Genomic DNA, 12,135 nt, shown 5'->3' with positions numbered 1-12,135 from the left:
GATACAGGATTTTCGGCCCGGAGTCGAGCCCGCAGGCATCCGCCCTTTGGGCAGGATGCGAAAAGGCCGCCCGGCGCCTGCCGCGGCAGGGCCATGGGCGGCCGGGGCTCAGCCCTGCGCGACCGCCTCGGGCACCAATGCGCCGCGATGGCGGATCACCCGGCGGCTGAGGTCATGCGCCCGGCGGATGGCGGCGGGGATGTCGGCGCCGTCCAGCCGCGCGGCCAGATAGCCGGCGTTGAAGCTGTCCCCGGCGGCGGTGGTGTCCACCGGCACCTCGCGCGGCAGGCCCTCGACCAGCCCCGCGCCTTCGCGCCCGCCATAGCGGATGGCGTCGCCGCCCGCCTTGACCACGACCTGCCCGGCCCCGCGTGCCAGATAGCGCGCCACCGTCGCCTGCGGATCGGCATCGCCGAAAAAGCTGCGCTCGTCGTCGAAGCTGGGCAGGACCAGGTCGGCGACGGCCGCCGCGGCCTGGATCTCGCGGCACATGGCGGCGGCGTCGGGCCAGAGCCGGGGCCGCAGGTTCGGGTCGAACACCACCTGCGTGCCCGCCGCGCGCGCGGTTGCCAGCGCCCCGATCAGTGCGGCGCGGCCGGCCGGGGGCAGGATGCCCAGGGTGATGCCCGAGAAATAGGCGATGCCGACCCCTGCCAGCGCCGAGGCCAGCGCCGCCGGATCGTCGGCCAGGCCCTTGGCCGCCGAGGTGTCGCGCCAATAGCTGAAGCTGCGCTCGCCATCCTTCAGCGAGATGGCATAGACCGCGATCTCGCGGCCGGGGTCGCGGCCCACATGGGTCGCGTCGATCCCCTCGGCGGCCAGGAAATCGACCATCTGCTGCGAGAATTCGCCCAGGCCCACGCGGCTGCAATAGGCCACGCGCCAGTCGGCCGGCAGCAGGCGGCGCAGATACCAGGCCGTGTTCAGCGTGTCGCCGGCGATGCCCAGCCGCCACAGCCCGCCCTGGCCCGAGGGCGACAGTTCGACCATGGCCTCGCCGATGGAAAGGATGGACTTGCCGGTCACGATGCCAACTCCGTCGCCATGGCCGCCCGCAACCCGTCGCGGCGGATATGGGTCACGGCCTGCCGCACCGTCCCGGTGAAGGCGGCATCGCCGACCAGCGAAGGCGGCGCCAGCCCCGGCAGCCCCAGGACCGAGCGGGCCAGGGCCTCGTCGTCCCCGCCCGCCTTGCGGGCCAGCTCCAGCAGCGCCGCGCCGCGCGGATCGTCCGGCGCCTGTTCCTGCCCGGCCAGCCATGCCAGCCAGACCGCCGTGGCGAAGGCAAAGGGGCGGGCGTCGCCGCCGGCTCGCAGCAGTTCGGCCGCGGGGGCGAACCAGCGCTGCGGCAGTTTCTCGGTGCCGTCCATGGCGATCTGCCGGGTCTGGTGGGCGATGGCGGGGTTGGCAAAGCGCGCCAGCAGCGCCGCGGCATAGGCTTCGAGGTCGAGCCCGGCGCCCTGCGGCAGGGTCGCGCCTGCCGCCTGCATGTGGCGCCGGACCAGAGCCGCCAACGGCGGGTCGGCCATGGCGTCGCGGACATGGGGCAGGTCCAGCATCTGCCCGGCATAGGCGATCAGCGAATGGCTGCCGTTCAGCATCCGCAGCTTCATCGCCTCATGCGGGCGGACGTCGCGCACGACCAGCGCGCCGCCGGCCTCCCATGCCGGGCGGCCGTGCGGGAAGTGGTCCTCGATCACCCATTGGCTGAAGGGCTCGGTCTCGACCGCGGCCAGGTCGCGATGGCCGGTCAGCGCCTCGACATCGGCCAGGGTGCGCGCGGTCGTGGCCGGGGTGATGCGGTCCACCATGGTCGCCGGAAAGGCGACGTGATCGGCGATCCAGCCGGCCAGGTCGGGGTCGCGGCGGCGGGCAAGGCCCAGCACGCCCGCACGCAGCAGCGCGCCGTTGTCGGGCAGGTTGTCGCAGCTCAGCACGGCAAAGGGCGCGGCCCCGGCCTCGCGCCGCGCCGCCAGGGCGGCCAGGATGATGCCCAGCACGCCCTGCGGCGCCTGCGGCTGCGCCAGATCGGCGGCGACCGCGGGATGGGCCGGATCGGCATCCATGGCCGCGCGGTCGATGCCATAGGCCTTTTCCGAGACGGTCAGCGACAGGATGCGGATCGCGGGATCGCAGGCGGCGCGCAGGATCGCCGCCGCATCGCCGCCGATGGCCGGGCCATGCGCGCCGATCACCCGTGCCCGGTCGCTTTCCGAACGCTCCAGCACGGTGAAAAGCCCGTCCTGCCCGTTCAGCGCATCCGGGATCTCGCGGCTGCGCAGGTTGGCGCCGAGGATGCGCCAGTCGCCGCCCTCGGCCGCCAGCGCGTCGTCGGTATGGACCGCCTGATGCGCGCGATGGAAGGCGCCCAGCCCCAGATGCAGGATGCCCATGCCATGCGCGGCGCGGTCGTAGCGCGGCCGCGCGACGCCGGGCGGCAGGTCGGCAAGGTTGGCCAGGCGCGGGCTCATGGCCGCGCCCCGTGGCTCAGCGCCAGCTCGACCCCGCGCAGCTCGGCCAGGCCCTTGAGCCGGCCGATGGCGGGATAGCCGGGCTGGCCGCCGCGGCCGATGTCGTCCAGGATGTCCTGGCCGTGGTCGGGGCGCATCGGGATTGTCGCATCGGCGCGGCCGGCGGCGCGGCGCTTGGCCTCCTCGCGCAGCACGGCGGCGACCAGCGCCACCATGTCGGTCTGGCCGCCCAGATGCTCGTCCTCGAAGAAGGAACCGCGGATCGCGTCGCTGTCGCGGCGCACGTTGCGCAGGTGCAGGAAATGCACCCGGTCGCCCAGCCGCTCCATCATGCCCGGCAGGTCGTTGTCCGGCCGCGCCCCCAGCGAGCCCGAGCAAAGCGTGATGCCGTTCGCCGGCAGGTCCACGGCGGCCATGCGCTCGGCGTAATCCGCCTCGGTCGACATGACGCGCGGCAGGCCCAGCAGGCCGAAGGGCGGGTCGTCGGGATGGCAGCAGAGCCGCACGCCGATCTCCTGCGCGACCGGGACCACCTGTTCCAGGAAGTCGTGGAAATGCCGGCGCAGCACCGCGTCCGTCACCGGGGCATAGCTTTCCAAGAGCGCCCGCACGTCGTCTAGGCTGAAATGCTCGGCCGCGCCGGGCAGGCCGAAGACCACGTTGCCGGCCAGCTCTTCGCGGCGGGCATCGTCCATCGCGGCAAAGCGGCGGGCGGCTTCCTCGCGGATCTCTTGGGGGAAATCCTCGGCTGCGCCCCTGCGCTGCAGGATATGGATGTCGAAGGCGGCGAAATCGGTGAAGTCGAAGCGCATGCAGCGCGCGCCGTTCGGCCGCCGCCAGGCCAGGTCGGTGCGGGTCCAGTCCAGAACCGGCATGAAGTTATAGCAGATCACCTCGACCCCGGCGTCCTTCAGGTGACGCATCGAGGTGATCCAGTTGGCGACATGCGCCCGCCAGTCGCCGGTCTGGGTCTTGATCGCCTCGCTGACCGGCAGGCTTTCCACCACCTCCCATTTCAGGCCCGAGGGCGCGCCGTCCGCCATCACCGCCAGTTCGGCCTGCCGGCGGGCGATTTCCTCGGGGGACCAGACCGTTCCGGTCGGGACGTGGTGCAGGGCGGTGACCACGCCCTGGACCCCGGCTTGCAGCATGTCGTCGATCGAGACCCGATCCTTGGGGCCGAACCAGCGCCAGGTATGTCGCATTCACGTTTTCCTTGTTCCTCAGGCGGCATTGCCGCGGTCGTCCGGCCACAGGCAGCCGGGACCGAAATCCTTGATGTCGTTGACGCCGCAAAGCGCCATGGTGATGTCCATTTCGCGGCGCAGGATGGCCAGCGCCGCCGCGACGCCCTTCTGCCCCATGGCGCCCAGCCCATAGGTGAAGGCGCGGCCGACAAAGACGGCGTTCGCGCCCAGGGCGATGGCCTTCAGCGCCTCCTGTCCCGACTGGATGCCGCTGTCGAGATAAAGCGGAAAGTCCGGCCCGACCGCGCGCCGGATCGCCGGCAGGGCGCGGATGGTCGAGGGCGCGCCGTCGAGCTGCCGTCCCCCGTGGTTCGAGACCAGGATCGCGTCGCAGCCGGTGTCCCGCGCGCGCCGCGCGTCCTCGGGGTCGTTGATGCCCTTCAGGATCACCGGCCCGCCCCATTTGCGGATGATCTGTTCCACCCGCGCCCAGTCCAGCCGCTGGTCGAACTGGCGCGCGGTCCAGTCCATCAGGTCGCCCAGGCTTTCGACGCCGCGGGCGTGGCCGACGATATTGCCGAAGCTGCGCCGGCGCGTGCCCAGCATCCCCAGCGCCCAGCGGGGATGCAGCGCGATGTCGATCAGGTTCGGCAGCGTCAGCCGCGGCGGCGCGGTCATGCGGTTCTTCAGATCCTTGTGGCGCTGGCCCTGGATGGTCAGGTCCAGCGTCAGCACCAGCGCCGTCACCCCGGCGCGGCGGGCGCGCTCCAGGATGTCCTCCAGGAACGCCTCGTCCCGCAGGGTGTAGAGCTGGAACCAGAACGGCGCGCCGGTCGCCTGCGCCACGTCCTCGAGCGAGCACATGGACATGGTGGACAGGGTGAAGGGCACGCCGGCAGCCTGCGCGGCGCGGGCGGCGTGGATCTCGCCATCCGGGTGCTGCATGCCCAAGAGGCCCACCGGAGCCAGCGCCAGGGGCATCGAGACCGGCTGGCCCAGCATGGTGGTGGCAAGGTTGCGGGCCTCTATGTTGCGGGCGACGCGCTGGCGCAGCAGGATGCGTTCGAAATCGGCGCGGTTGGCGCGATAGGTGCTGCCCGTCCAGGCGCCGACATCCACGTAGTCGTAGAACATGCGCGGGACGCGCCGCCGGTGCAGGCGGCGCAGATCCTCGATCTCGGTGATGACCGGCATGGGTTCAGGCCCCGAAATCCAGCTGCACCTTGACCGCCTGCGCCCGGTCGCCGGCCAGGTCGAAGGCGCGCTGCGCCTCGGCCGCCGGCAGAACCTGCGTGACCATGGGCGACAGGTCGATCTGGCCCGCGCCGATCATGCGCACGGCCTCGGCAAACTCGCGGTCGAAGCGATGGGTGCCGACCAGGCGCAATTCCTTGGCGACGATCAGGTTCAGGGGCAGGGGCAGGGTGCCGCCGACGCCGATCTGGACCATCGTGGCCTGCGGCCGCGCCAGGCCGATGGCCTGCGCGATGGCATGCGGATTGGCCGAGCATTCCAGGACCACGTCGACCCGGCCCTTGCCCTCGGCCAGGTCGGCCAGGGCGTCGGGCTGTTCGGCCACGTTCACCGCCCGGTCCGCGCCCATGCGGCCGGCGATCCCCAGGGTGAAGTCCTGCACATCCGTCACCACGACCTCGGCCGCGCCGCGCAGCCGGGCCAGCGCGGTGCAGATCGCGCCGATGGGACCGGCGCCGGTGATCAGCACCCGCTGGCCGGACAGGTCGGGCGCCATGCTCAACGCGTGCAGGCAGACGGCCAGCGGCTCGGCCCCGGCCGCGGACTGGGCACTTGCCCCCTCGGGCAGCGGCAGGCATTGGCCGACGGGGTGATACAGCCGGTTGCGGAAGAAACCGTCCTCATGCGGCAGCCGCATGGCCGAGCCGCTGAAGCGCATGGCCAGGCAATGCCGCTCGGCTCCCGCGCGGCAATAGTCGCATTCGCCGCAGGGGCGCGAGGGCGACAGCGCCACCAGCTGCCCCGGCACCAGGCCGGACCCCTCGGGCGCGGCCTCGACCACGCCGGCGGCCTCGTGGCCCAGCACGATGGGCTGGCGCACCCGGACCGGGCCGAAGCCGCCGTCATGGTAGTAATGCAGGTCCGAGCCGCAGATGCCGCCGCGCAGCACGCGGACCAGGGCGGCGCCCTCGGCGGGCTGCGGCTCGGCCAGGGGCTCGATCCGCAGGTCATGGGCCGCATGCAGGCGGCAGGCGATCTCCTGTGTCATGTCAGTTCCCCATCAGCGTCGTCGGCAGCCAGGTGGCGAAGGGCGGGTAGTAGGACACCAGCAGCAGCACGATGATGTTCGAGATCAGGAAGGGGATGACCGCGCTGATGACCTTGGCCAGCGGCTCGCGGGCGATGTTGCAGGCGACGAACAAGCAGACGCCCACCGGCGGCGTGGTCAGGCCGATCATCAGGTTCAGCACAGCGAAGGTGGCGAAATGCAGCGGCTCGATGCCGACGCTGGTCGCCAGGCCAAGCAGCGGCACGAACAGGATGATGAGCGCGGCGATGGTCTCCATGAACATGCCGATGACCAGCAGCAGCACGTTGATCAGCAGGATCACCAGGATCGGGTTGTCGGTGATCGCCAGCACGCTGCTGACCAGCATCTGCGGGATGCGCTCGGACGCCAGGATCGAGCCGAAGACATTGGCGAAGCCCACCAGCGCCAGGATGCCGGCCGAGGAGATCGCGCTGTTGACGATGATGCGCGGCACCGCGCGGATCGGCAGCTCGCGATAGACGAAGGTGCCGATCACGAAGGCGTAAAGGCAGGCGACGATGGCGGTCTCGGTCGGCGTGGCGATGCCGGTCAGCAGGCCGCCGATGATCAGCCCGGTCATGGCCAGCGCCCAGAAGGCGGCGAGGAAGGCCGCGATCAGCTCGCCGAAGCCCTGCCATTGCTGGCGCGGATAGTTGCGGCGCACGGCGAGGATGTAGCAGGTGATCGCCATGCCGATGCCCATCAGCACGCCCGGAACCGCGCCGGCCAGGAACAGCTGGCCGACCGAGATGCCCGACAGGGCGCCGACGATGATCATCGGCACGCTGGGCGGCAGCATCGGCCCCACCGTGGCCGAGGCGGCGGTGATGGCGGCGGCGAAATCGCCGGGATAGCCGGATTTCTTCATGCCGGGGATCATGACGCCGCCGGTCGCCGCGACATCGGCGACGGCCGTGCCCGAGACGCCGCCGAACATCATCGAATCCGCAACGTTGGCCATGGCCAGCCCGCCGCGCATCCAGCCCACCATGGCATTGGCCAGGCGGATGATGCGCTCGGTGATGCCGCCGAAGTTCATCAGGTTCCCGGCCAGGATGAAGCCGGGGATGCACAGCAGGACAAAGACGTCCATGCCCGCATACATGCGCTGCGGGATGATGACGACCGGCAGGCCCGCCGTCAGGATATAGGCCAGCGAGGCAAGCCCCAGGCAGACCGCGACCGGCACGCCAAGCGCCAGGGTCACGAAGAAGGTGGTCAGAAGCAGGAAAAGATCCATGGGCTCAGGCTTCCTCGGCAAGATGGGGGCGCCCGTCGTCGGTGCCGGCGATCATGCCGACCACCCGCAGCAGCGCGAACAGGAACAGCAGGACGGACAGCACCAGCACCGAGGCGTGGATGATGTCCATCGGCCAGCGCAGGCTGGGCGAGCGCTGGAAGGCGCCGATGGTGGTGAATTTCCAGGCCGGCCAGATCATCACCCCGCCAAGCGCGGCGGTGCAGATCGCCGCGATCAGCCGCATCCACCAGGCGCGGGCTTCCGAGACGGTTTCCTGCAGCAGGTCCACGTTCACCAGTTCGCCCGTCATCAGCGACAGGCCGATGCCGAAGGCGGTCATGTAGAGCAGCAGGTAGCGCGACAGTTCCTCGGTCCAGACCGGCGAGGGCAGGCCGAAGGTCCGGGTGGCGATCTGAAGCGTGACCACCACGATCAGCGCGAAGAAGGCGATGCCCACCGCGAACCGGCTGGCCGCCGCGACGCCGCGTTGCAAGAGTGCCAGGTTTTTCATGGTTCCAAACCCTTGGGGGAAGATGCCGGCGCGGGTGTTCGCGCCGGCTCCGTCCCGTTGCCGGTCAATGGTTGAACAGGTCCTCGACGACGGGGCGGATGCTGTCGTCGACGCTGTTGATCACCGCATCGCGCGAGCCGTCGGCAAAGGCTTTCTGGTCGACCTCGACGAAGGTCATGCCCTTGGCCTCCAGGTCGGCGCGGATGGCGTCCTCGTCTTGCAGGAACTGCTCGCGCTCGAATTCCTGGGCGATGCGGGCGGCCTCCAGCACATGGGCCTGGTCCTCCTGGGACAGGCGCTGCCAGACCTGCTCGGCGATGGTCAGGTAGATCCAGCTGCGCACGTGTTCGGTCTGGTTCACATGGCTCTGCACCTCGTTCAGCGAGGCGGCCTGGATCAGCGCCAGCGGGTTTTCCTGCCCGCCGATGGTGCCGTTCTGCAGCGAGGTGAAGACCTCCGAGAAAGCCATCGGCGTCGGCTGGGCGCCAAGCGCGGTCCAGGTGTCGACGAACAGCGGCACGTTGGGCACGCGCAGCCGCATCCGGTTCAGCTCGGCCGGGGAGGTGATGGGGTGGTTCGCGGTCAGGTTGCGCGGGCCGCGGGCGAAATAGGCGATGGGCCGGACCTGCGCGCGCTCGATGACCTGCGCCTCGATCTGCTTGCCGATCTCGCCGCCGGCGACCTCGTCCATGTGCTCAAGCGACTGATAGGCATAGGGAATGGCCAGCAGCGCGGCCATGGGCGCCCAGTTCTGCAGGCTTTCGCCGGTGATGGTCATCTCGACCGTGCCCAGCTGCATGCCGTTGATCAGGTCCATCTCGCGGCCCAGCGAGTCGTTCGGAAAGACCTCGACGGCGATGCGGCCCTCGGTCAGGCGGTCAAGCTCTTCGGCGAATTTCAGCGATGCCTTGTGCCACGAGTTCTGCTCGTTCGCGAGATGGCCGAGCTTCAGCGTCAGTTCGGCGGCCGAGGCGCCCATGGCGGAAGCGGCGGTCAGGCATGCCACGGCCAGCGCCGCGAAGCGGCGGCGGTTCAGGGTGATCATCGTTCTCCTCCGGGATGATGCGGGGTCAGGGTATGAAAAGTTCGGGGCGTGCGCGCGAGATCTCGGGCAGGTCGTTGAGCAATTCGCGCAGGTGGCGGCGCATGGCCGCTTCGGCCAGGCCGGGGTCGTGGTTGCGCAGGCCCTCCACGATCTCGGCGTGCTGGCCGATCAGCTTCTGGATGTCGAAGGTGCGCGCGGTGATGTAGCGCAGGCGGTTCATCTGCGATTTCAGCCCTTCCAGCACCTCCCAGACCGCCTCTTGCCCGGCGGCCACGGCCAGCAGGCGGTGGAAGCGGTCGTCCAGCCGCACGAAGGTTTCGGCATCGTTGCGGGCGACGGCGACGCTCTGCTCCTCGATCTCCTGGTCAAGGCGGGCGAGCAGCCTGTCGTCGGCCTGTTCGGCCAGCATGCGGATCAGGTCGCTTTCGACGGCCTCGCGGATCAGCCGCGCCGACAGCACCGCCGAGACCGAGATGCGGCGGATATAGGTGCCGCGCTGGGGCCGGACCTCGGCCAGCCCGTCCGCGGTCAGGCGGATGAAGGCCTCGCGCACCGGCTGGCGGCTGACGCCGACCTGGTTGGCGATCTCGGTCTCGCTCAGCCGCGTGCCGGGCGGCAGTTCGCCGCGCAGGATCGCGTCGCGCAGCCAGTCATAGACCTGCGGCGCGGTCGAAAGCGTGAAGTCGATATTCGGCTGCATGGACATGATTCTTCTCCCTCGCCCGGATGTATTGCATACTTGCATACTAGTAAATAGAAAACAGCGCGGCGAGCTGCTGAAGCCGTTCTCGCCCCCTTCATGCTAGATCATCCGTCCGCCATGTGGCGACCGGATTTCCCCCGCTGCCCGCTTGCTTATCCCTTGCCGGTCTCGGCCAGCCCTCTGAGCAGGACGCTGGTCTCCGTCCGGGCTTCGCAAGGGTAGGGAAGCGAGACGGTGCGGCTGACCCTGGGCCTGGCAATGGGTATGGCCACAGAGCGGGCCCTTCTGCCGATGGCGAGGCGACCTCTGCGCCGACCGGCACAATGATCGGCCATGGCGAAGACGATGCGGCTCCCGATCCTGGCCGTCCGCCCGAACCGGGTCTGGCGACCCGCGATCTGGCGCGCGCTTCGCGGCACCCTGCGGCAAAAAGCGAGCTTCCTAAAAAGATCGCATCCTGGGCTTCTGGCCGTGCGAACGGCATGAGCGGCAGTTGGTGCGAGGCTGGCGGGCAGGGCAAGGGCGGCGGCTGAGCCCAGCAGGGCGGCAAGAGGCCCAGTCATGGGAAAATCCTTCGGGAAGACATGCAGATGCCTGCGCCGCGCAGGGATGGGTCTGGCGTGACGTCGGTTCAGGCGGGAATGCAGCTGGTGACTGGCCCGGCGGGATCAGTGCCTGGCAGGCGGAGCCGGCCTTATCCGGGGCGCAGCTGCGGGCGGGGTGCTCGGCGCGCCGACCCTTGCGGAACTGTCCAGACATTCGGCGATGCGAGCGGCGCTTCCGGCAGGACCAGCTTGCCGAGCGCCCGATCTTGCAAGGCCATTCCCTGCGCCGGCCGGGCCTGGGGCAAGGCCCGCGACAAGGGACGATCCGCTGCGGGCTTGACATCCCGCCCGCCGGCACGAAAGCCATGAGGGGACGTCATGAAGGGGGGATCGGCATGCAGCGCAAACGGGTCACGCTGGACGAGGTCGCGCGAATGGCCGGGGTATCGCGGGCCACCGTGTCGCTGGTGGTGCGCAAATCGCCCCTGGTCGCCGACCATACCCGCGAGAAGGTCGAGCAGGTCATGGCCGAGCTGGACTATGTCCGCGACATCGGCGCCGCGCGGCTGCGCAACAACAGCAGCCGCACCGTGGGGGTGATCGTGCCGAACCTGGTGAACTCGTTCTTCACCGAGTTCCTGGCCGGCGTCGAGCGGGTGATGGGCGAGGACGACCGGGTCGTGCTTCTGGCCAACAGCCAGGACGATCCGCGGCGCCAGGACGACATCCTGCAACGCTTTCGCGGCCATGGCGTCGACGGCGTGATCCTGTGCCCGGCGGCGGGGACGCCGCCCGACCTGCCGGCGCGCATGCGCCGCTGGGGTCTGCCCATGGTGCAGTCGCTGCGCGAGATCGACCGCGGGGCCACCGACTACGCCGGCGCCGACTATATCGAGGGCGTGCGGCTGGCCGTGCAGCACCTGGTGCGGCTGGGCCGCCGCCGCATCGCCTTCCTGTCGGTCGGCGCCCGCACCTCGGCGCGCGAGGAGCGGCTGGCCGGCTTTGCCCGCGCCCTGGCCGAGACCGGCGCCGAGGATGCCGGCATCGTCGAGGCCGACCTGACCTGGGAGGGCGCCGCGCGCTCGGCCGCCGAGGTGCTGGCATTGCAAAGCCGGCCCGAGGCGGTGCTGTGCTTCAACGACGTCCTTGCCGCCGGGCTGATGCTGGGCCTGCGCCGCGCCGGGCTGGAACCTGGGCGCGACCTGGGCGTGGTCGGCCTGGACGATCTGCCGCTGGCCGAGCTGACCTATCCGCCGCTGACCAGCGTCGCCATGGACCCCGCCGGCATCGGCGTCGCCGCCGCGCGCCTGTTGGCCCGGCGGCTGGCCGACCCCGATGCGCCGCCCGAGCGCGCGATCCTGGCGCCGCGGCTGGTGATCCGGGAAAGCAGCGGGCCCGAGGCGGGTTGACTTTTGCATTCATTCGTTTTAGATCGTTCTAAATTGCAGGAATCGACGCATCAGCAGGGGAGGGCAGATGTATCAGTTCAACTTCCAGCCGGTTTTCGGCAATCTCGACCTGCTGCTTTACGGCGCCTGGCTGACGGTGCGGCTGTCGCTGATGGCCATGGTGCTGGGGCTGGTCGTCTCGGTCCTGGGCGCGGTGGCCAAGACCTCGGGCATCCGGCCCCTGCGCTGGCTGGTCGATGTCTATGTCGAGGTGATCCGCAACACGCCGTTCCTGGTGCAGATCTTCTTCATCTTCTTCGGCCTGCCCGCCGCCGGCATCAGCCTGTCGCCGAACACCGCCGCGCTGGTGGCGCTGGTGGTCAATGTGGGCGCCTACGGCACCGAGATCATCCGCGCCGGCATCGAATCGATCCCCCGCGGCCAGATCGAGGCCGGGCGGGCGCTGGGCCTCAGCCCCGCCCAGATCTTTCGCTATGTCGTCATGGTCCCGGCGCTGCGCAACATCTACCCGTCGCTGACCAGCCAGTTCATCTACCTGATGCTGACCTCCAGCGTGGTCTCGGTCATCTCGGCCAACGACCTTGCCTCGGCTGGGGCGGACCTGAACGCCCGCACCTTCGCCAGCTTCGAGATCTACCTGGTGCTGACGATCCTGTATTTCGTGCTGGCGCTGGGGTTCTCGACCCTGTTCGCCGCCATCCGCCGCGCCTTCTTCACCTATCCTGCGAGCCGCTGAGATG

Annotated in this window: 11 protein-coding genes; 2 read left to right on the top strand and 9 right to left on the bottom strand. The window is 70.0% G+C overall.

Going from position 1 to position 12,135, the window contains the following annotated elements; all coding sequences use genetic code 11:
- Positions 1-108 precede the first annotated feature (108 nt).
- The 9 genes from KF941_RS24745 to KF941_RS24705 all read right to left on the bottom strand — a co-directional run bounded on the left by KF941_RS24745 (position 109) and on the right by KF941_RS24705 (position 9,444).
- On the bottom strand, positions 109-1,026 hold the full coding sequence (locus tag KF941_RS24745) for a sugar kinase (protein ID WP_214274877.1): 918 nt from the start codon (positions 1,024-1,026) through the stop codon (positions 109-111).
- On the bottom strand, positions 1,023-2,471 hold the full coding sequence (locus KF941_RS24740) for a mannitol dehydrogenase family protein (RefSeq protein WP_214274876.1): 1,449 nt from the start codon (positions 2,469-2,471) through the stop codon (positions 1,023-1,025). The genes KF941_RS24745 and KF941_RS24740 overlap by 4 nt, the downstream gene beginning before the upstream one ends.
- Entirely contained in the window at positions 2,468-3,676 is a 1,209-nt protein-coding gene (gene uxuA / locus KF941_RS24735; protein WP_214274875.1) for a mannonate dehydratase, read from the bottom strand. The genes KF941_RS24740 and uxuA overlap by 4 nt, the downstream gene beginning before the upstream one ends.
- Positions 3,677-3,694: 18 nt before the next feature.
- On the bottom strand, positions 3,695-4,852 hold the full coding sequence (locus KF941_RS24730) for an alpha-hydroxy acid oxidase (protein WP_214274874.1): 1,158 nt from the start codon (positions 4,850-4,852) through the stop codon (positions 3,695-3,697).
- 4 nt (positions 4,853-4,856) lie between these two features.
- The gene (locus KF941_RS24725; RefSeq protein ID WP_214274873.1) at positions 4,857-5,900 is read right to left on the bottom strand and encodes an L-idonate 5-dehydrogenase; all 1,044 of its coding nucleotides are present in this window, start codon (positions 5,898-5,900) and stop codon (positions 4,857-4,859) included.
- A gap of 1 nt (position 5,901) precedes the next feature.
- The gene (locus tag KF941_RS24720) at positions 5,902-7,182 is read right to left on the bottom strand and encodes a TRAP transporter large permease (RefSeq protein ID WP_214274872.1); all 1,281 of its coding nucleotides are present in this window, start codon (positions 7,180-7,182) and stop codon (positions 5,902-5,904) included.
- Positions 7,183-7,186: 4 nt separating this feature from the next.
- Positions 7,187-7,693 (bottom strand): TRAP transporter small permease, encoded by a 507-nt coding sequence (locus KF941_RS24715; RefSeq protein WP_072461176.1) that lies wholly within the window; start codon positions 7,691-7,693, stop codon positions 7,187-7,189.
- 64 nt (positions 7,694-7,757) lie between these two features.
- A complete protein-coding gene (locus KF941_RS24710; protein WP_214274871.1) occupies positions 7,758-8,738 on the bottom strand; it encodes a TRAP transporter substrate-binding protein in 981 nt (326 codons plus the stop codon).
- 25 nt (positions 8,739-8,763) lie between these two features.
- Positions 8,764-9,444 (bottom strand): GntR family transcriptional regulator, encoded by a 681-nt coding sequence (locus tag KF941_RS24705; RefSeq protein ID WP_114535370.1) that lies wholly within the window; start codon positions 9,442-9,444, stop codon positions 8,764-8,766.
- Positions 9,445-10,381: 937 nt separating this feature from the next.
- Between KF941_RS24705 and KF941_RS24700 the strand changes: the two genes are divergently transcribed.
- Both KF941_RS24700 and KF941_RS24695 read left to right on the top strand, forming a co-directional pair.
- Entirely contained in the window at positions 10,382-11,395 is a 1,014-nt protein-coding gene (locus KF941_RS24700; protein ID WP_072461178.1) for a LacI family DNA-binding transcriptional regulator, read from the top strand.
- 67 nt (positions 11,396-11,462) lie between these two features.
- Positions 11,463-12,131: an amino acid ABC transporter permease gene (locus KF941_RS24695; protein WP_036757342.1), complete on the top strand. Its 669-nt coding sequence runs from the start codon at positions 11,463-11,465 to the stop codon at positions 12,129-12,131.
- Positions 12,132-12,135: the final 4 nt, after the last annotated feature.

Source organism: Paracoccus sp. pheM1 (assembly GCF_018499825.1).
Taxonomy (GTDB): domain Bacteria; phylum Pseudomonadota; class Alphaproteobacteria; order Rhodobacterales; family Rhodobacteraceae; genus Paracoccus; species Paracoccus versutus.
The sequence above is the reverse complement of the archived record's forward strand: the minus strand, read 5'-3'. Positions and strand labels throughout refer to the sequence as shown.